This window comes from Hydrotalea sp. (assembly GCA_030054115.1).
GTDB lineage: Bacteria > Pseudomonadota > Alphaproteobacteria > JASGCL01 > JASGCL01 > JASGCL01.
Genome location: JASGCL010000027.1, coordinates 1 through 20,368 on the forward strand (window position 1 = coordinate 1; position 20,368 = coordinate 20,368).

A 20,368-nucleotide genomic window follows, 5' to 3' on the forward strand; every position below is an offset into this window, starting at 1 on the left:
TATTGTTTAATTATTAGCGTTTAATAATGCGCAAAAAAATTAAAAGGGTGGTTAGCAATAACCACCCTTTTTTTTGTGAAAACCCGCCAGCCACCCCACCGTCCGTCATTCTCGAAACCCGCATATGCCCGCGCCTTAGCGCGGGATAGGGCGAAGCCCATGCGGGTTATCGGGAACCCAATCCTTGGCGTCGCCTTTCACCAAAGTAATAATCTTTCGCCAGCGAAGCTGTCATTTTACCAACCAGCGAGGCGATGTCGGTTGAGAGCGGGCAAAGTTGAGGCCAAGGATTGGGTTCCCGATAAATTTTTCTATGGTTTTCGCCATGTTGCATTCGCAACATGGCAAGAAAAATTTTCGAGAATGACGGGGGGAGGGGTGAGCTGGCGGCTAAAGCAATGGAGGCTTTGTGGCATCGCCCTCTTCTCTACCTTTCTTTACTCCGCCGTTTTTTTAATACCCCACCGTCCGTCATTCTCGAAATCGTTGCGAGCGATATTGCGTTCAGCAATAGCGCAAACCATTCGCAACGATTATCGGCCGCGCTCAAGTAGCGAAGCGATAGGGCGAATAAATTTCAATCCTTGGCGTCGCCTTTCACCAAAGTAATAATCTTTCGCCAGCGAAGCTGTCATTTTACCAACCAGCGAGGCGATGTCGGTTGAGAGCGGGCAAAGTTGAGGCCAAGGATTGGGTTCCCGATAAATTTTTCTATGGTTTTCGCCATGTTGCATTCGCAACATGGCAAGAAAAATTTTCGAGAATGACGGGGGGGTGGGAGATGAGCGGCGCGATTTCGAGAATGACGGGGGGAGGGGTGAGCGGGCGGATTTCTAGAATGACGGGGGATGATGGGGTATTGAGGGCTGGCCGCGCCCCAGAGCCGGCGGGGTGGAACTAATCGCCAGAAAAATCTTTTAGCAAATCGCGCCAATCTGGATTTTTATCTTCTATTAATTTTATTTTCCAAGCGCGATTCCATTTTTTTAATTTTGTTTCGCGTTCAATGGCGGTTGCCATGTCGTCAAATTTTTCATAATAAACTAATCGCTTTACATTATATTTTTTGGCGAATCCTTCAAACCAACCATTTTTATGCTGGTGCATTCGCGTGATAAGGTCGCTGGTTACGCCAACATATAATGTGCCGTGTTTTGCCGATGCCAAAATATAAACCGCCGGCCATTTTTCTGTGATTGTTGTCATGGTGCATTATTTTAGGAATAAGATATAAAAAAATAAATCGATAATTTTTATCACCCGCCATTATGCTCCGCCTGTTCGTCCCTACTCCATGCCGCGGAACCATTCGACGGTGGCGCCTTGGCTTTGCCAATAATCTTCCCAAAATTTATGGAATTTGCTGTTGCTGGTTTTTGTGGTTGATTTTTTTTTCTGTTTTTTACCCGATGCGTCCTTTTTATTGGTGTCATCCTTATAGTTGCCATCGCTTTGATTATCATTGCTGGCGTCATCAGCGGATTTTTTATTTTTCTTCTTGTCTTTTTTATCTTTAAAATAATAAATGCCAACCGCGGTGTCGCTCAGGTCTAGCTTTAACGTGCTGTTGTTTGCCCAAAAATCCAAAATGGTCGGCGTGGTTTTGGCGGTGGCGGTGCGTAATGAAAAATCGGGGCGTTGTTCCTTCATGTCTGAAAAAATCACCAACCAATCCAAACTGGTTTCATCGGGTAGTATGTTGGTCGCCGCGTCTGTCGCGGTTGCGTCGGCTTCGGGCGGCGTGGTGGGCGTTTTGTAAAGTGTGATGGCGTCGCGTAACCCCTCCATAATTTTGGCATCGGCGGTTTGCGGTTTGTTAATCATTTGGTCCAGGGCTTGGTTGCTTAAATCGGTAACCTCTGATTTATAATAATCAAAAATTTGTTTTTTGGTCATGCCCAGGCTTTTGACCCAGCTGTCTTGGATATTGGCCAGGTTGCCCGGGTTGCAAACAAAACCGATTTTTTGCGTTTGGTTGTCGCGCGTCAGGGTGTAAAATGTCAGGCGGCCAAATTGGTCAACCTGGTCGATGGCAATTTTTTTGACACGGCGGTTGATGCCGGCGGCTTGCTTGGCGGTGATGCCCGATGTTTGGTCGATAAACACCATGACGCCGTTGCTCGACCCACTATAAAGACAGAGGGTTTGGCTGTCAAAATTGCTTGTTTGTTTGTGCTTGCCGAAAAAAAAGAAATGCACCACCAGACCGATAAGCACCGCCACCAACAGGGTTAGCAGGATTAACAACAGGCGGTTGCTGTTGAACGGGCTGGCAATATTGCTGATTTTTTGGCGCAGGGACATTTTGGTTCTAATGGGTTGTTATGCGCCCGTATGTTGGCACGGATTATGGTTCGCGCAAAGCGAAAAATTTTATTTCCTTATAATTCAAGATAGAAAAACATGGTGGTGGGGCACTATAGAAAAATTTTTTTTTATAATTAAAAATATAATATATTATTACCTCGAGCAAAATGAGAAAAAATCGCCTTATACTCGTTTTTTTTCTTGACTAAGTAAATTTTTCGGCGGACAATTGTCATCATTTGTTAATCATGAATAACCAAATTGTAGGAGGAAAAACATGACGCAAGTAAACTATAAACAAACTACGTCGCGCCGTTCGACCATTGCCCTGATGGGCGGGTTGTTGCTTGGCACGGCGTTGCTGGCGGCCAATGTGAATGTGGCGCGGGCGCAAAATAATGTGTTACATTTGTATAATTGGACCGATTATACATCGCCGGAGTTTTTGGCAAAATTTACCAAAGAAACCGGCATCAAGGTGCAGCTTGATACTTACGACAGCAACGAAACATTGCTGGCGAAGATTAAATCGGGCGGTGGTTCGGGTTACGATGTATTCGTGCCGTCGGAAAACTTTTTACCAATTTTTATTAAACAAGGGTTGGTGCAAAAGGTTGATATAAAAAACATGCCCAATTATAAATATATTGATAAAAAATGGCGCAATCCGGTTTGGGACCCGACCCATGAATATCACGTGCCATATCAATATGGTATTACTTCTTTCGCTTATCGCTCGTCGCTTTATAAGGGGCCGGCCGATTCGTGGAAAGAATTTTTTGAGCCAGATGATTCGATGAAGGGCAAAATTGCCGTTTTCAAATCACCCGATGACGTCATCGGCAGTGCCTCGGCTTACCTTGGCATTCCGTTATGCTCTGAAAACGCAAAGGATTATCAAAAAATCCAAGAGCTGTTGATGAAGCAAAAACCTTTCGTTAAGGTTTATTCGTCTGAACAGGTTAACGAGCGGCTGAAATCTGGCGAAGTGGTCATGACCCATAATTGGGATGGCAACACCAAACGGGCGCAAATCGACGAAGGCATCACCGATGCCAAGTTGGCCTTCCCCAAGGAAGGGGTGGTTGGGTTCTTTGACACTGTTGTTATCAGCAGTAAAGCACCAAACCCCGAGGCGGCAAAAAAATTCTTGAACTTCCTGATGGACCCAAAAAACATGGCGCTCATCAGCAATGCGCAAGGTTATAATAATGCCATTCCGGACAGTTATAAATATTTCTCGCCCACAATGAAAAAAGCGCAAGCTTTGAAATTGCCGGCGGGTTACAAGATAAGTTTCCCAGCGGCTTGCAGTGCCACCGCGATCAAATATCGCGATAAGGTTTGGACCGCCCTGCAGAAATAAATTGTAATATTTATTTTTCATAAAATCCTTCGTCCCCCCTTAGCAATTTGCTGTTGTAAGTTGCTAAGGGGGGCGGGGATAACCTTGAATAAAAAAAACAAAGTAGTAAAATATAAATTTATAGGAGGGTGTCGTCATGAAAGTTATTTACAGCGACAAGCACAAATTGCGCGATGCGCAATATGAAATAGCGGGCGGGCGATTGGTATACCCGTTTGAACGGCCGGCGCGGATGGAATATATCTTGGCGCGGTTAAAAGAACGAAAATTTAACGATATTATACCGCCAAAAGATTTTGGCATGGCGCCGGTGAAAAAAATTCACAACGCCGATTTATTAGATTTCTTAGAACATGGTTACGACGAGTGGAAGGCCGCTGGCTACGCGGGTGACATGTGCGCCACCGCATGGTTTGCGCGCCGCATGCCCAGCGACCGGCGACCACAATCGATCGATGGCAAATTATCCTATCATGCCTTATCATCGGAAACGATGATTGATAAGGGCACGTGGGAGGCCTCGCTCGCCAGCAAGGATGTCGCCCTGACCGGTGCCGAAATGATATTGAAGGGGCCGGATAAGGTGGTTTATTCGCTGTGCCGTCCGCCCGGCCACCATGCAACCGCCGATATGTTTGGCGGTTATTGCTTTTTGAATAATGCCGCCATCGCCGCGCAATATATGCGCGATAATGGGGCAAAAAAAGTCGCCATTTTGGACGTCGATGTTCACCATGGCAATGGCATACAGGATATTTTTTATAACCGCGGCGACGTGCTTTATGTTTCATTGCATGGCGCGCCGGAGGTTACCTACCCATTTTTTATGGGTTATGCCGATGAAACCGGCGCGGGCGATGGGGTGGGGGCGAATAAAAATTACCCCATTCCGGCCGGCGGCAAATATGACATTTGGGGTGCGGCCTTGATGGACGGGTTAAAAGCCATCCAACAATTTGGCGCGGAAATTTTGATTGTCTCGCTGGGCACCGATACCTATGAAAAAGACCCCATCAGTCCTTTAAAATTAACCTCGAACGATTTCATTACCATGGGGCGGGCGATTGCCGGCATTAACCTGCCAACCCATGTCGTGATGGAGGGTGGCTACGCGGTCGAAGAAATCGGTATCAATGCCGTTAATTTCTTGGAGGGCATGTTGGATAAAAAATAATTCTTTTTTTAAGGAGAAAAAAAACCATGACAGAAAAAGAAATCGAAATCACGGTTGAAAGCGACATGCCGGCCGAACGCGGGGCAATTTGGCGCGCGCTGGTGGAGCCTGACCAATTGAAAAAATGGTGGGCACCCGAAGGATTTGAAATAAAAAATATTGTTGTCGATTTAAAGGTGGGGGGCGAAAGGAAATTTGACATGGTTCAGCCCGATGGCAATGTTGTTTCCCATCTGGCAATTTATCGTGAAATCATTCCTGAAAAGAAATTGGTTTTTGATAGCGGTAGTCCAGGTGCCATGGTGGCGCGGGTCGCGGTGGAATTGGCCGAGGCAAGCGACGGAACGCACGTCGCCTTGTCTTATTTTTTTCCGCCAAGTTCGCAACCTGACAGGGAAAAATTCCTTGGTTTCATGCGGGCGGGTGGCGAAAGACTGCTGAAAAACCTCAAAGATTATTTACAAAAGAAAGGGTAATGCCGTGCAAGCAAAAACAGATAAATTCTTAAGCATCAGCCACGTCAAAAAATCATTCGGCGCGACGCAAGTGCTGGATGATATAATGTTGGAAATTAATCGTGGCAGTTTCTTCACCCTGCTTGGCCCCTCGGGGTGCGGCAAAACCACGTTGTTGCGGCTTATCGCCGGCTTTGACACGCTTGATGCCGGCCAGATAATGCTCGAGGGCAAACCGCTTGATACCCTGCCGGCGGCCAAGCGACCGGTCAACACGGTGTTTCAAAACTATGCTTTGTTCCCGCATTTGACGGTGGGGCAAAATATTGCCTTTGGCTTGGAACGATTAAATTGGAAAAAAGACACCATTGCCGCGCGGGTGCGCGAGGTTTTGGCATTGGTGCGGTTGGAGGAATATAGCGGTCGCCTGCCGGCGCAATTGTCGGGCGGGCAACAACAACGGGTTGCCCTGGCGCGGGCGATCGCGCCGAGCCCCAAAATTTTATTGCTTGATGAGCCCTTATCAGCGCTCGATTTAAAATTGCGCCATGCCATGAGGTTAGAATTAAAACGGATTCAAAAGGAAGTGAAAATTTCCTTCATCTTTGTCACCCACGACCAGGAGGAGGCCCTGTCGCTGTCGGATAAAATCGCGGTGATGAATAAGGGGCATATTTTGCAGGTCGGCACGCCGCAAGAAATATACCAAGAGCCAGCCAATTTCTTTGTCGCCGATTTCATCGGCGAGGCGAACATATTGGCCGGCCGTTACGATGGTAAAACATTCACCACCACCGCCGGCCATCGCTTTGCCGTGGCCGCTGGCAAGCAACATAAAAATAACAAGGCCGAGGATAAGGCCTACCTATGTTGCCGCCCCGAGGATATGATGGTGAAGCAAAGCAAGGATAAAAATGATTTCCGCCTCGACGATGTTGATTATTTGGGCGACAGCGTTAAATTAATATTGCAACATGGTGAGCTTGGCCGGGTGCAGGCAACAATGTCGCCCGACAAGGCGCATGGTGTGGCGGTCGGCAATTATTACAGCATTGCCATTGACGCGGCCAAGGCGCGGGTGCTTTATTCATAATTTTTTTTGATACAATTAGGAATCATAATCGATAAGCACCAAGATAAAAAATATGAAAAAAAACATGGAGCAAAAAAAATCGACGGCGGTGTATTTGACGCCCCTAACCAACCCGCTATTTTTGTGGTCGGGGGTTTTCCCGATGCTGTTTATTATTTTTGTTTTCCTCGGCGGGCCGTTGCTGATAATGTTTGTCGTGTCATTTTTGACATCGGATTCCGACGGCGGGGTGCATCTCGTCCCATCGCTGGCTGGTTACAAACAAATATTTTTTGAACAGGATTGGGATGGCAAATGGACATTTAGTTTTGCTTACCCGTCGATATTGTTGCGCTCGGTGGTGATTGCCGCCGCCACCACCTTGCTCTGTTTTTTGGCGGGGTTTCCGGTCGCGCTTTACATGGGCGGGTTATCTGAAAAGCAAAAAAACCTGATGCTATTTTTTATCACCATTCCGTTTTGGACCAACCTGTTGGTGCGCACCTACGCCTGGACAAATATCTTGGGGCGCGGTGGCGTGTTGGAATTGCCATTTTTGGCGACCGGTTTGATGTCGACCGACCAATCGTTTGATTTGCTCTACAGCAACACCGCGGTGGCGATTGGTCTGCTTTATTCTTATTTGCCATTAATGGTGATACCGATTTTTACCAGCATCGAGCGGATGGACCAACGATTGCTTGACGCCGCGGCCGACCTTTATGCCTCGCGCCGCGTTATTTTGACCAAGGTGGTTTTGCCATTGGTCAAGCCCGGGGTTATCGCCGGCATGGTGCTGGTGTTTGTGCCGGCGCTTGGGGCTTTTATCGCGCCGGCCATATTGGGCGCGAATAAGGATTTGCTGTGGGGCACGTTGGTCGAACAACAATTCACCACCGCGCGCAATTGGGTGTTTGGTGCGGCGATTTCCAATTTGCTGTTGCTGGTCGCCCTGGTGGTGGTGGTGGTGCAAATCAAGCAAGAGCGCAAGGAAAAAACCAATTCCTTGTTGGCAAATAAACAAGGTAATAAATAAGAGGCATAACATGGCATTATCAAACCAACCATCTAACGCCACCACCGCGCCAGAAAAAACCGGCGCGCAACTTGCCGCCTATCAAGAGGAAATGAAACCGATGGCGCGGTATTTTTCGGGCAAGCCGTTGAAATGGTGGATGGGGCTATTTTATCTTTTTCTTTACGCCCCAATGGTGGTGTTGGTGATTTATAGTTTTAACCAAAATCGCTTGGCAATGGTTTGGAGCGGTTTTTCAACCGAATGGTATGCCAAGCTTTTTGCCAATACCGATATTTGGCGTTCGGCGATGAACAGCATCATTGTCGCCTTCACCGCCGCACCCTTGAGCGTTATCTTCGCCCTGACCGCGGCCTATATCGTGGTGCGTGGCATGGATTTTTTGGGCAAGGCCTTGATTATGGTGGCGGTGATTTTGCCGCTGATTATTCCGGAGATGGTGTCGGCGGTCGCCAGCCTGATGTTTTTTTCCACCATGCACATCAACTGGGGGCTGGGCAATGTTATCATCGCCCACACGGTTTTTTGTTTGCCCTTTGCCTATGTTCCGTTGCGCTCGGCATTGTTGGGGATGGACGCCAATTTGGAAATGGCGGCGCGCGATCTATACGCCAGCGAATGGCAAATTTTTCGCTTGGTGACCCTGCCGATATTGCGCAACGCGATTTTTTCGGCCTTTGCTTTGGCGTTTGTTATTTCGCTCGATGATTTTATTATCACCCTCATGGTGGCCAACGCCGGGTCGGGCACCCTGCCAGTTTATATTTACAGCATGATTAGGCAGGGCGTCACGCCGGAGGTCAATGCGATTTCCACCCTTTATCTTTTGGTGTCGGTCGGGTTGGTGAGTATTTATCTTCTCCTATCAAAAAACAAAACGCCGGTTGCGTAATTGGCACAATGGCATGAAATAATGCAAGGTAAGGTAAGGAAGCGATGCAACAGCATAATGCGGATGATTTATTTTACCTAACCGCTGGGCAGGCGCGCGGTTTGTTGCGCGCCGGCGCGGTAAGCGTGACCGAGCTGGTGGCGCAACATTTAGCGCGGGCTCGCATAGCCCAAGACGCGACCAACTGCTTCACCGAATTTTTTCATGACAAGGCCATGGCGATGGCCGCCACCGCCGATGAAGCAATAAAAAAATCGAGCGATAAAAAACAGCTGGCAAATTTGCTCGGCATACCATTGGCAATGAAGGAGGAAGCCAAATGGCAGGGTAGTAAAAACACCAGCGGCTCGTTGCTTTACAAAGATGTTATCGACAGCGAAACCGATGTCCATATCGAACGATTGTTATCCGCCGGCGCAATCCCGATTGGCAAAACCACGACGCCAGAATTTTGCCTGTTGGGCACGACCTTGTCAAAACTTCACGGCGTTACCACCAACCCATGGAACCGCGCGATGACACCGGGCGGGTCGTCGGGCGGCACCGGTGCGGCCCTGGCCGGTGGCGCCGGCATTATCGGCACCGGCAGTGACATTGGCGGGTCGATAAGAATTCCGGCGGCCTGCAGTGGTGTGGTGGGTTACAAACCACCCCATGGTCGGGTGCCGGAATTAAACGTCTACAATTATGATCCCTATTGCCATGTTGGGCCGATGGCGCGGTCGGTGATGGATATTGTGATGATGATGGACGTCATGGCGGGGCCGCACCCGTGGGACCAAAATACCTACCCCAGTTCGATAGATTATAAGCCATTGATAGAGATGGTCGATAGGGACGATAAGGCATTGCACTCGCTTAAGGGCACGCGCATTGCCTTCTCCCTCGATTTGGGTTGTTATGACGTCGCGCCCGATGTGGCCCGCGAAACAAATAATTTTGTCGCCTGGTTGCGTGAACTCGGCGCGGTGGTCGATGAGGTCGATTTACGTTTTAGCAAAAGCCATAATTTTTATGGCGAGGCTCATGTCGGCCTGATGGGTGGTGGCCATATTTTGTCTGCGGCGCGTGACCACCGCGATAAATTATGCGATTATAGTATTTTAACCGCCGAATTTTGGAATGAATTAACACCGCACGACATGGCGCGCGGCAATGAATTGACCCTGCAGATGGCCAAGGATTTCGCCGTGGCGACCGCCGATTACGACATGTTGCTTTGCCCCACCAACCGCATCGCCGCTGACAAGGCCGATGGCTACCCGCAATTGGAAAAGACAATGGTCGATGGCGTGACGCGCACCACCATGAGTTTTGATTGGTATATGACGGTGCCATTTAACATGCTTAGCACGTGCCCGGTGTTGGCCGTGCCATCGGGCTTTGCCGATAACGGCGTGCCAACCGGCGTGCAATTGGTGGGCAAATTTTATGACGAATTGCCGGTGTTGCGCGCCGGCCTGGCGATTGAAAAAAACAGCGATTGGTTTGCAAAAAACAAAAGACCGCGATTATAAATTTCTTTATCCAGCCTATTTTATCATTTGACAGGTTGCAGGAATATTGTTAAGGGAGTAGCGTAAAAATTGTTCTTTAATCACACGTTAATTATTGTTCGTTTTAATATATTCATGAGGGTTTGTTCACCGAAACTATAAAATTTATATTTATGAAAAACAAAAAAATAAAATCGTCATCAAAAAAATCAAAAATTGGTTTTTTGCAAGCGCTTCGCCAATCGCCGGCGTTGCTGATGTTGCAAAGCCAGCTGGCCAGTTCGTTGAAAAAATCAAAAAGCAAAATTGTCGCGAAACAATCGAAGGAATCGGCCAACGCGGCCAAGGTTAAAATGGCCGCACCGGGTGATGCCGAACGCCGTGATTTTTTAAATTTGCTCACCGTGGCCTCAGCCGGCGTGGCGGGTGGCGTGGCGGTGTGGCCGTTGATTTCATCGATGAACCCGGCGCAGGACGTGCTGGCGGTTTCCACGACCGAGATTGATATCGGCCAAGTGCCGGTCGGCAGTGCCATCACCGTTAAGTGGCAGGGCAAACCAGTTTTTATTCGCCACCGCACCCAAGCCGAAATTGACCAAGCAACCGCCGATGATAACAAGGGCAAGGACCCGGCAATCGATGCCGCGCGGGTGAAAAAATCCGAATGGTTGGTGTTGATTGGCATTTGCACGCATCTTGGCTGTATCCCCTCGGGCCAAACCGCCGGCTCTAACCGCGGTGAATTTGGCGGTTGGTTTTGCCCTTGCCATGGCTCGCAATATGATACATCGGGCCGTATTAGGAAAGGCCCCGCGCCGACCAATTTGGCGGTGCCGCCCTATCAATTTTTAACCGACACAACAATAAAAATTGGCTAAGGAGCGCAACATGAAACATAACGGCGATATAGAATTTAAAAACGGCGTGGTGCGTTGGATAGACCAACGCCTGCCGGTGTTTTCCTATTTTTATAAAGAATATGGCATTTTCCCGATGCCAAAAAATTTAAATTATTTTTGGAGCTTTGGCGCGATGGCGACCATCATGTTGGTGGTGATGATTTTAAGCGGCGTATTTTTGGCGATGCAATACACGCCGCATGTCGATTATGCTTTTCATTCGGTCGAGCGAATCATGCGCGATGTCAACAACGGCTGGCTGATTCGTTATATTCACATGAACGGCGCGTCGATGTTTTTCATGGTGGTTTATGTTCATATTTTCCGTGGCATGTATTATGGCTCATACAAAGAACCACGTGAATTGGTGTGGGTGTTGGGCGTGGTTATTTTCTTGTTGATGATAGCGACGGCCTTCATGGGTTATGTTTTACCCTGGGGGCAAATGAGTTTTTGGGCGGCGACGGTTATCACCAATTTGTTTTCGGCCATACCGCTGGTTGGCGATATATTGGTCACGTGGTTGCTTGGTGGTTTTTCGGTGGATAACCCAACCCTCAATCGATTTTTTGCCCTTCATTATTTGTTGCCATTTGTTATTGTTGGCGTGGTGGCGTTGCATATCGTGGCGATGCACCGTGCCAAATCAAACAACCCAAGTGGTATTGACCCAAAGGGCGCGGGCGACACCGTTACCTTCCATCCTTATTACACGTTAAAGGATTCGCTCGGCGTCCTGGTGTTTATGATGGTCTATGGCTTCTTCGTTTTCTACGCGCCCAATTACATGGGGCACCCCGACAATTATATCATGGCGCAACCATTGGTGACGCCGGCCGAAATTGTGCCCGAATGGTATTTCCTGCCGTTTTACGCCATCTTGCGTTCCATCACTTTTGATTTTCTGTGGATTGTGCCGGCCAAATTGGGCGGGGTTATTTGCATGGTTGCGGCGATTGTCTTGCTTGGGCTTCTGCCGTGGCTTGATAAATCGCCGGTGCGCAGTTGCCGCTATCGGCCGGTTTATCGCTGGTTTGTGATTGGTTTTGTCGCCGATGTTATTTTGCTTGGCTATTGCGGCAGTCGCCCGGCCGAGGGGGCGTTCCTCATCTTTTCGCAACTTGCAACTTTTTGGTATTTTTTCCATTTCTTAATTCTGACCCCGTTGATTGTTAAATTGGAAAAACCATTGCCGGTGCCCATGTCATTGGCGCGGGCGATAGAGGACGACATGAGAAAAAAAAGAAAGAAATAAAATAAGGAAATAATGTCATGAAAAAAAATAAGTTATTTTTGTTAATCGCCCTCTTGTCGCTGGTTGTCGGTGGCGTGGCGCGCCCCGCCTTGGCCGAGGAAATTAAATTTGAAACCAGCCACCCCGAAAGACAATCATGGAGTTGGACCGGCCCGTTTGGCAGTTATGATAAGGCGGCGGCACAACGTGGCTTGCAAATCTATACCCAAGTTTGCGCCGGTTGCCATGCCTTGAGTTTGGTGCCATACCGCGAGCTCAGCAAGATTGGTTATTCGGCCGATGAAATCAAGGCCTTCGCCCGTAGCCATCAGGTCGATACCATCGATGAACAAGGCAAACCATTGAAACGCACTGGCTTACCATCCGATTATTTCCCGAAACCCTTCGCGACCGAGGGTGACGCCCGCGCCGCCAACGGCGGAACATTGCCGCCAGATTTGTCATTGATTATTAAGGCGCGTAATCATGGCCGTGGCAATTTGTTCTTGAACTTTTTTGACGCCATCACGATTCGCGGTGAGTCCTCTGGCGCGGATTATGTTTACGCCATCCTCATCGGTTATGAAAACCCGCCCGAGGGTATGACCATGAACCCGGGCATGCATTTTAATAAATACTTCTCTGGTGGGCAAATCGCCATGCCAGCACCGTTGGCCGATGGTGCCGTTTCATACAGCGATGGCACGGCGAACGACCTGAAACACATGGCGCACGACGTGGTAACATTCTTGGCCTTTGTCTCCGAACCGAATTTGGAAGCCTCGCGTTACATGGCGTTGAAATTCTTCCTCGTGCTTGCCGTTATTTATTACCTGGTGTATCGCATGAAAAAAAATAAATGGCGCGACGTCGGCGATCATTAAAACGAACAGACAAAGAATAACAGCATGAAAGTTAATGGCGGGTCTTTGAAACCAGGGTTCGTTATCGAACATCTTGGCAAAATTTGGCGAGTGGTCAAGACCAGCCATGTGAAACCTGGCAAGGGCGGGGCATTTTGCCAAGCCGAATTGAAAGACCTAATGTCGGGCACCAAATTGAACGAACGTTTCCGGTCGGAGGATGCCATCGAAAAAGTATCGCTCGAACAGGTCGATTACCAATTTTTGTTCCATGACGACGATAATTATACCTTCATGCACCCGCAAACCTTCGAGCAGATTGTCTTGAACAAGGAAGACATCGGTGATGAATTCACCGCCTTTTTGCAAGACGGCATGGCGGTGATGATTGAAAGTTACGAGGGGAAAATCATCGGCGTCTCCTTGCCCGACCATGTGACGATGGCGGTGCAAGAAACCGAACCGGTGATAAAGGGGCAAACCGCCGCCTCATCATACAAGCCAGCCATTTTAGAAAATGGCGTGCGTATCATGGTGCCGCCCTATATCAACAGCGGCGATAAAATCGTGGTGCATGTTTACGAACAAACATTTGTCGAACGCGCCAAAGACTAATAATCGGACTAATAACTATTATTTGCGGTGGGATAAGTTGGGACAAATGGCCTATTACCAATCCGCGGTCAAACAAGCCATGACATTCAAATGCTTGTTTGCTTTTTTGTTAATAAAAAACTATAACCATTTCGGTGGGTGTATAGCTCAGGGGTAGAGCAGCTGACTCTTAATCAGCCTGTCGAGAGTTCAAATCTCTCTACACCCTCCAATTTTTTGAAAAGGATTCATGGCGGTGGCAAGAAAAACAAGCAAATATATAGGGATGGCGGTGATGATGGCCATGTTGGCATCGCTCGCCATGGCGATATTGCTGATAGGCGCGACCCCGGCACGGGCGGCAGAAAATCAAGACACGGGCATGGGCAAGGGTGGCGTTTTTTTGAAACCCAATTTTGAGGTGGTGACCTATAAAACCGACCCCAACCAAGATATTTATCAATTGGGTTATTTCACCGGCCTTAACGTGGGTTATAGCGCACGTAGTTTTGACACCATGATTGGTGCTAATTATTTTTTTAAGAAAGGGTTAGTGGTGGTGTCGACCAGCACCGATTACAAATTGCACCTTGGCATTATTCATTTTTTGCTTGGTGCCGAATTGGGCGTTGGCATTCAGCTTTCTCAAACTGGCCAAGTTTGTAGCGATTGTAAACTGCAAGCTGTGCTAGGACCGCATGTCGGAATGGCGTTTGACATTGGACAAAACAGCGCGCTGGGCATTGTGACCAAGGTTTATGTTAACAGCCATGAATGGCGCACCCCTTATTATGCTGGCGGGCTGGAGGTTCGCATCGGTTTTTAATGATAAAATAATATAATGATAAAAAAAATAATTTTAATTTTGTTGTTATTAGTTGGCGGGGCATCACGCGCCATGGCCAACGATTGGCGGCCGGGTTTTTTTAGTGGCGTCTCGTCAGAGGCAACTATTTTTCCGAAAGATTTGACGCGCTCAACCCTGGTGGCGCCGACCATCGGTATAGAATCCGGTTACCATGCCAAGGGTTTTTCGGTCGTCGGTGGTTTTACCTATTATTTTTATAATTTTTATGGCCAGCGCGATATGTTGGTGCATTTTGGCGCGGCTTATAAATTGCGCTTTAACATTGCTAATAATAGCTTTTTTTCTTTAGGGCTTGGCAGCAGTGTGGCGCGCAATCTTCTAACCGGCTATGTGCGGCTTGATGGTCAAACCATTTACTTTTTGATACCCAACGCGTCGATGGATATCAGCATCGATAAGTATGTGATAAGCATCATCAGTAAAATCTATGTCCCGATGAAATTTAACGCAACCTATGCCTACAGCATCGGCGGGGCGGTTGGCGTTGCGTTTTAATGTGATAGAACGCGGGGGCAGTGCTGGCGGTTTTTTTTAATGCCAACCAAGAAATTTTTCTAACCAATGGATGGTGTAATCACCCGATTGGAATTCGGGGGTGGCGAGGATGCGCAAATGCAATGGAATGATGGTCTCGACCCCCTCTATCGAAAATTCGGTCAGGGCCTGGACGGTGCGTTTGGTGGCCTGCGCCCGATTGTCGCCATGGACGATTAATTTTGCAATCAGCGAATCATAAAATGGTGGTATGCGGTAACCGGCGTAGGCATGGCTGTCAACCCGAATGCCGAGGCCGCCCGGCGGGTGCCAACGGGTGATAAGCCCCGGGCTGGGTTGGAATGTTTCGGGGTTTTCGGCGTTGATGCGGCATTCGATGGCGTGGCCGTTGATTTGAATATCTTTCTGTTCCAAATTTAATTTGTCGCCGGCGCAGGCCTTCAATTGCAATTCGACCAGGTTATAGCCGGTAATCATTTCGCTGATGGTATGCTCAACCTGAAGCCGCGTGTTCATTTCGATAAAATAAAATTCGCCATTTTCATAAAGAAATTCAAACGTGCCGGGCCCGAGGTAACCCATTTTTTCCACCGCCGCCGCCGCCCGACCGCATATCGAATCGCGCAAATTCTTGTCAAGCGCCGGGCTGGGGGCTTCCTCCACCACCTTTTGGTGGCGGCGTTGGATAGAACAATCGCGTTCAAAAAAATGCCAACCGCGACCATTGCCATCGCCCAAAACCTGGACCTCGATATGGCGGGGTTTTTGTAAATATTTTTCTAGGTAAACGCGGCTGTCGGCGAAGGCGGCCTCGGCCTCCTGCCGGCATAATTCATAATTTTTATCAAGGTCGCCATCGTTCAAGCAAACCTTCATCCCGCGCCCGCCACCGCCCGACGCGGCCTTTAAAATAATTGGGTAGCCAATTATTTGCGCCAGTTTTTTTGCCTCGGCCACGGTTTCGACCGACCCCTCCGACCCCGGAATCGTCGGCAGGCCATAATTGATGGCGGCGGTTTTGGCGGTTATTTTGTCGCCCATCATGTCGAGGTGTTCGGGGCTGGGGCCGATGAAGGCAATGCCGAGCTCCTTGGCCTTTTTCGCAAAGGAAGAATTTTCAGATAAAAAACCAATCCCCGGGTGAATGGCGTCAACCCCGGCAATATGCGCGGCCGACAAAAGATTGGGGATATTGAGGTAAGAGTTTTTTGGCGCGGGCGGGCCGATGCAAATCGATTGGTCGGATAAAATTACCGGTTTGGATTCTTGGTCGGCGGTCGAATGGGCAACCACGGTTTCGATATCGAGCTCACGAAATGTTCTAAGCAACCGCAAGGCAATTTCCCCACGGTTGGCTATCATAATTTTTTTGAACATGTGATTATAAGATTAGGGGCTAAAATGACGGGACAATTTTTGGCAAGCGTGATTAACGCCGTCGTTTTTTTTTAAGGTTTAAACAATGGTTACCAATGGCTGACCAAATTCGACTGGGTCCTCGTTACCGACCATGATGGCGGTAACCGTGCCGGCGCGTGGCGCGACAATTTGGTTCATGACCTTCATCGCCTCGACAATCATCAACACCGCCCCTTGTTTTACCTTATCGCCGACCTTGATAAAATTTGGCTCGCCCGGTTTGGGGGCAAGATAAACAACGCCAACCACCGGTGATTTCACCGCGTCGGCATTGTCGGCGACTGGCACGGTTGGGCCCGCTGTCGCCATCGCGGCCACGGGGGTGGTGGGCATGGCCATTGGCGCGGCCATGCTGGGCGCCATTTGCACCCCCATCATGCGCGTGCCGCGTTCGACCTCTATCATCGAATCGCCGGTTTTTATTTTCACCACCGATAGGTCCTTGCTTTCCATCAATTCAACGATGGCAGTCAGCTCGGCGAAATTATTATTTTTATTTTTTTTATCAGCCATAATTTTACCCCTCCAGAATAAAATATTATTTAAATTATATTACTACAGTCACTATTTCTAAAAAATTGCTAGTCTTTATCATTAGGCAATTTTATTAAAAATTGCAAGGCGAAATGATACCCGTCGCTCCCCGCGCCAACAATCACGGCGCGCGCCACCGCGCTGATGTAAGAATGATGGCGAAATTCTTCGCGGGCAAAAACATTTGACAGGTGAACCTCGACGGTGGGAAGCCCCGACAATTTTATCGCGTCATGCAGGGCGATGGAGCTGTGGGTCAGGGCACCGGCGTTGATAATAATCCCCTTGATATTATTATTGCGGCTGGCGGTTTGGATAGCCTCAACCAATTCATGTTCGGCGTTGCTTTGTTGGTGCATGATATCAACCCCGGATTTTTTTGCCTCGGCGGTCAGGCCAAGAATAATCTCATCCAGCGTGGCCGTGCCGTAAATCGCCGGCTCGCGCTTGCCCAGCATGTTTAAATTGGGGCCATTCAAAACCAATATGGTCGGCGTCTTGCTCATCCCGCCACCCTAAAACTTCCGCTTGCAAAAATCAAGGTTGAAACCACGATTGAATATGGCGGCGAAAAAGATTATAGCCAAGTGATGCGCGGTGAAAAACCCCGCCGTGCTAAGAAAAACAGTAAGCAACAACATGGCCATCGATTTTTCCCCCTATAAAAAAGTCATTATTAAAATTGGCTCGGCGCTATTGGTGGCCGACAAACCAAACGGTGGCGGCGACGCGGTTAAACGGCAATGGCTGGCCACGCTGGTTGACGACATTGCCGCCATGAAAAAAAATGGTCAGGCGGTGGTGTTGGTTTCATCCGGCGCAACCGCCCTGGGGCGCGCCCTGTTAAAAATTGATAAGACCGCCGGCGAGGAATTGGAAACCAAACAAGCCGCCTCGGCCATTGGGCAGATTGCCCTGATGGCGGCGTGGCGCGAGGCCTTTGCCAAGCATAACCTATTGGTGGCGCAAATTTTACTGACGCCGCAGGATACCGAGGAACGCCACCGCCACCTGAACGGTCGTGCCACCATCAATGAATTGTTGGCGCGCGGCGTTATCCCCATTGTGAATGAAAATGATTCGGTGGCAACCGACGAATTAAAATATGGCGATAACGACCGATTGTCGGCGCGGGTGGCGTCGATGGTATCGGCCGATGCGCTGGTTTTATTGTCCGATGTCGATGGGCTGTATGATAAGAATCCAAAAATTCATAAGGATGCAAAACACATCGACCAAGTGGCCGAGGTGACCGAGGATATCATGGCACTGGCCAGCAACACCAACGATAGCCGTGGCACCGGCGGCATGGTAACCAAGTTGCAGGCGGGAAAAATTGCCAATAGCGCCGGGGTTGATATGATAATCGCCAGCGGCCTTGCCGACCATCCATTGCGCCAATTATTGGCCGGCGCGGCGCGGGCGACCATTTTTACGACGCGCGTTTCGGCCCTGGCGGCACGCAAAAAATGGATAGCCGGCTTGCTGAACCATGAGGGGGAAATGGTGATAGACGACGGCGCATTGGCGGCGGTGAAATCGGGCAAAAGCCTACTGCCGGCCGGTGTGCGGCAATTGACGGCAAAAAATTATTTTGAAAAGGGCGCGGCGATATTGATAAAAAATATTAATGGCCAAAGGGTGGGGGTTGGGCTTATCAACCACGACCGCGACGACGCATTGCAAATGATTGGCAAACAATCGGGCGAGATTAAAAAATTATTTGCCGCGCCGATGAAGGTTGAATTAATCGACCGCGACAATTTAATTTTGGATTAGGCGCGGGCAAGATTCGATGCCAAAAAAAACCCTTATCATCGCCACCCACAACCAAGGGAAAGTGCGCGAGTTCAAAGAATTATTTAAAGAATTATGGTGCGATGATATCGATGTATCGGCGGCGGGGGATTACGCCATCCCCGAGCCGATAGAAACCGGCGCAACATTTATCGCCAACGCCGAATTAAAAACCGCCGCCGTGCGCGATTGGTTTTTGCATTATGACAAAAATAATTTGCCCGATTTTATTTTGGCCGATGATTCCGGCCTGTCGGTGGCGGCGTTAAATGGTGCGCCGGGTATTTTTTCGGCGCGCTGGGCCGGTGCCGATAAAAATTTTCATTACGCGATGGAGCGCATCAAGCAGGAACTATTGGCCAAAAATATTGCGGCGGCGGCGTTATCCTCGCCAAACGTCGCGGCCTATTTCACCTGCGCCCTGGCTTTATTTGCGCGCGTTAATAATAAAATTTTGTCGGTCGAGGGATTGGCCGATGGGTTTTTGCAATTCCCGCCGCGCGGCGACCATGGGTTTGGTTACGACCCGATATTTGTGCCGCGCGAGGAAATGACGGGCGCGGGTGGCAACCCGCCGCGAAGTTTTGCCATGATGGCAAATAACGAGAAAGAAAAAATCAGCCACCGCACCCGCGCCATGAATCTGTTGTTGGCAAGGTGCAAAGAAGAAAAAATTGATTTTACGCCGTAAGGGTTTTTATTTTTTTTAACAAAGACGAAAACCCGTTGCGCCGCGTCTGGCTGAGGTGTTCGGCGAGGTTGATGCGCGCAAAGGTTTTTTCAAAATCCAATTGTTGCAATTCGGCGCGTGTTTTGCCATTGGCCACCGCCAATGCCAGGGCGACCAACCCCTTGACAATAACCGCGTCCGACGTGCCATGAAAAAAAAACTTGCCGTCGCGTTGTTCGGCGGTCAACCACACATTGCTCATGCAACCGGTTACCTTGTTTTGTTCGGTTTGCAATGCGGCGGGGAAGGGTGGCAATTGTTCGCCGGCCTCGATAATAGTTTGGTAGCGGTCTTGCCAATCGGTCAGGGTTTCTAGGTCGCTGAGGATTTGTTCGCTTGGCATTTATTGGCCGTTATTTTTTTGGAAAGGTGATAACCTGGCCCATCGGCGTTGCGGTGGGCGATTTTTCGCGGCGCGCGCCGTGGGACGCATCTTTGGGCACATCGCCGTCGAACAACATATCCATAATCGATAGGTCGCCGGTGTTAACCAGCGGGAACACCGCATTGTAACCGCCGTGGCGATAACGCATCAACCCCGAGGGTTTGCGAAAAAAAACCGATGGTTGATAATGGCCGGTTTTGCCACCGGTTTTGGCCGTGCGGGCAATATTGGCGAGTGGGTTGGGGATTTTGGGTAGTTCGGTCATAATTTGCGATACTCCTTCTCTACACCATGATTTTATATAAAACCAGATTTATTGCAAGCAAAAAAAATAAAGCCGACAAGCGCGCCACGATGGAAAAAGCTTGTTTTTTGATATAAAAATTGGTAAGCGAATGTAGAACAAAGAATAAATACGAGAAGACATTAAAACAGATAAAAATACAATTGAGAGATAAACATGACCCGTCGTTGCGAATTAACTGGAAAAACCGTGCAATATGGCAATAAGCGAAGCCACGCCGAAAACAAAACACGCCGCGTGTTTCGCCCCAACCTGCATACGCAACGGCTTTATTCCGACATTTTAGCGCGCGAAATTAAATTGCGCATTTCGACCCGCGCCCTGCGCACCGTCGACCGCAAGGGTGGCATCGACCAATTTTTATTGTCGACCAACGACAGCAAATTGCCGAAAGAGGCATTGGTGGTGAAAAAAGCCATCGTCAAACTAACCGCCAAGAAGTAAGTCG

General features: G+C 49.0%; 23 protein-coding genes and 1 tRNA gene. 17 read left to right on the plus strand and 7 right to left on the minus strand.

What is annotated here, in order from left to right:
• Positions 1-897 precede the first annotated feature (897 nt).
• Both QM529_05680 and QM529_05685 read right to left on the minus strand, forming a co-directional pair.
• Entirely contained in the window at positions 898-1,206 is a 309-nt protein-coding gene (locus tag QM529_05680) for a GIY-YIG nuclease family protein (protein ID MDI9314143.1), read from the minus strand.
• A gap of 81 nt (positions 1,207-1,287) precedes the next feature.
• Entirely contained in the window at positions 1,288-2,304 is a 1,017-nt protein-coding gene (locus QM529_05685; GenBank protein ID MDI9314144.1) for a hypothetical protein, read from the minus strand.
• 280 nt (positions 2,305-2,584) lie between these two features.
• Between QM529_05685 and QM529_05690 the strand changes: the two genes are divergently transcribed.
• The 14 genes from QM529_05690 (at position 2,585) to QM529_05755 (ending at position 14,751) form a co-directional block, all read left to right on the plus strand.
• A complete protein-coding gene (locus QM529_05690; GenBank protein ID MDI9314145.1) occupies positions 2,585-3,673 on the plus strand; it encodes an extracellular solute-binding protein in 1,089 nt (362 codons plus the stop codon).
• Positions 3,674-3,809: 136 nt separating this feature from the next.
• Positions 3,810-4,847: a histone deacetylase family protein gene (locus QM529_05695; GenBank protein ID MDI9314146.1), complete on the plus strand. Its 1,038-nt coding sequence runs from the start codon at positions 3,810-3,812 to the stop codon at positions 4,845-4,847.
• 26 nt (positions 4,848-4,873) lie between these two features.
• A complete protein-coding gene (locus QM529_05700; GenBank protein ID MDI9314147.1) occupies positions 4,874-5,323 on the plus strand; it encodes an SRPBCC domain-containing protein in 450 nt (149 codons plus the stop codon).
• Positions 5,324-5,327: 4 nt separating this feature from the next.
• The gene (locus QM529_05705; GenBank protein ID MDI9314148.1) at positions 5,328-6,395 is read left to right on the plus strand and encodes an ABC transporter ATP-binding protein; all 1,068 of its coding nucleotides are present in this window, start codon (positions 5,328-5,330) and stop codon (positions 6,393-6,395) included.
• 52 nt (positions 6,396-6,447) lie between these two features.
• Entirely contained in the window at positions 6,448-7,410 is a 963-nt protein-coding gene (locus QM529_05710) for an ABC transporter permease (protein MDI9314149.1), read from the plus strand.
• Positions 7,411-7,420: 10 nt separating this feature from the next.
• Positions 7,421-8,302 (plus strand): ABC transporter permease, encoded by an 882-nt coding sequence (locus QM529_05715; protein MDI9314150.1) that lies wholly within the window; start codon positions 7,421-7,423, stop codon positions 8,300-8,302.
• 44 nt (positions 8,303-8,346) lie between these two features.
• Positions 8,347-9,819: an amidase gene (locus QM529_05720; GenBank protein ID MDI9314151.1), complete on the plus strand. Its 1,473-nt coding sequence runs from the start codon at positions 8,347-8,349 to the stop codon at positions 9,817-9,819.
• Positions 9,820-9,971: 152 nt separating this feature from the next.
• Positions 9,972-10,676: a ubiquinol-cytochrome c reductase iron-sulfur subunit gene (gene petA / locus QM529_05725; GenBank protein MDI9314152.1), complete on the plus strand. Its 705-nt coding sequence runs from the start codon at positions 9,972-9,974 to the stop codon at positions 10,674-10,676.
• Positions 10,677-10,686: 10 nt separating this feature from the next.
• A complete protein-coding gene (locus QM529_05730) occupies positions 10,687-11,952 on the plus strand; it encodes a cytochrome b/b6 (GenBank protein MDI9314153.1) in 1,266 nt (421 codons plus the stop codon).
• A gap of 17 nt (positions 11,953-11,969) precedes the next feature.
• Positions 11,970-12,815, plus strand: coding sequence for a cytochrome c1 (locus tag QM529_05735; GenBank protein MDI9314154.1), 846 nt, complete (start codon positions 11,970-11,972; stop codon positions 12,813-12,815).
• Positions 12,816-12,839: 24 nt separating this feature from the next.
• A complete protein-coding gene (efp, locus tag QM529_05740) occupies positions 12,840-13,409 on the plus strand; it encodes an elongation factor P (GenBank protein ID MDI9314155.1) in 570 nt (189 codons plus the stop codon).
• A gap of 136 nt (positions 13,410-13,545) precedes the next feature.
• Positions 13,546-13,620 (plus strand) — tRNA-Lys (locus QM529_05745).
• Positions 13,621-13,638: 18 nt separating this feature from the next.
• A complete protein-coding gene (locus QM529_05750; protein ID MDI9314156.1) occupies positions 13,639-14,214 on the plus strand; it encodes a hypothetical protein in 576 nt (191 codons plus the stop codon).
• Between the two features lie 15 nt (positions 14,215-14,229).
• On the plus strand, positions 14,230-14,751 hold the full coding sequence (locus tag QM529_05755) for a hypothetical protein (GenBank protein MDI9314157.1): 522 nt from the start codon (positions 14,230-14,232) through the stop codon (positions 14,749-14,751).
• 36 nt (positions 14,752-14,787) lie between these two features.
• Here QM529_05755 and accC read toward each other — a convergent pair whose 3' ends face one another.
• The 3 genes from accC to aroQ all read right to left on the minus strand — a co-directional run bounded on the left by accC (position 14,788) and on the right by aroQ (position 17,210).
• The gene (gene accC, locus QM529_05760; protein MDI9314158.1) at positions 14,788-16,128 is read right to left on the minus strand and encodes an acetyl-CoA carboxylase biotin carboxylase subunit; all 1,341 of its coding nucleotides are present in this window, start codon (positions 16,126-16,128) and stop codon (positions 14,788-14,790) included.
• 78 nt (positions 16,129-16,206) lie between these two features.
• Complete coding sequence (gene accB / locus QM529_05765; protein MDI9314159.1) at positions 16,207-16,683, minus strand: acetyl-CoA carboxylase biotin carboxyl carrier protein; 477 nt, start codon at positions 16,681-16,683, stop codon at positions 16,207-16,209.
• A gap of 68 nt (positions 16,684-16,751) precedes the next feature.
• Complete coding sequence (gene aroQ, locus QM529_05770; protein ID MDI9314160.1) at positions 16,752-17,210, minus strand: type II 3-dehydroquinate dehydratase; 459 nt, start codon at positions 17,208-17,210, stop codon at positions 16,752-16,754.
• Positions 17,211-17,316: 106 nt separating this feature from the next.
• Here aroQ and proB point away from each other — a divergent pair, with 106 nt between their 5' ends.
• Positions 17,317-18,483: a glutamate 5-kinase gene (proB, locus tag QM529_05775; protein MDI9314161.1), complete on the plus strand. Its 1,167-nt coding sequence runs from the start codon at positions 17,317-17,319 to the stop codon at positions 18,481-18,483.
• Between the two features lie 16 nt (positions 18,484-18,499).
• Entirely contained in the window at positions 18,500-19,192 is a 693-nt protein-coding gene (locus QM529_05780; protein MDI9314162.1) for a non-canonical purine NTP pyrophosphatase, read from the plus strand.
• Here the strand turns inward: QM529_05780 and QM529_05785 are convergent.
• The gene (locus tag QM529_05785; protein MDI9314163.1) at positions 19,182-19,574 is read right to left on the minus strand and encodes a SufE family protein; all 393 of its coding nucleotides are present in this window, start codon (positions 19,572-19,574) and stop codon (positions 19,182-19,184) included. The genes QM529_05780 and QM529_05785 overlap by 11 nt on opposite strands.
• A 10-nt stretch (positions 19,575-19,584) precedes the next feature.
• Positions 19,585-19,881 carry a hypothetical protein gene (locus QM529_05790; GenBank protein ID MDI9314164.1) on the minus strand — a complete coding sequence of 99 codons (297 nt, stop codon included), beginning with the start codon at positions 19,879-19,881 and terminating at the stop codon, positions 19,585-19,587.
• Between the two features lie 195 nt (positions 19,882-20,076).
• Between QM529_05790 and rpmB the strand changes: the two genes are divergently transcribed.
• Entirely contained in the window at positions 20,077-20,364 is a 288-nt protein-coding gene (gene rpmB, locus QM529_05795) for a 50S ribosomal protein L28 (protein MDI9314165.1), read from the plus strand.
• Positions 20,365-20,368: the final 4 nt, after the last annotated feature.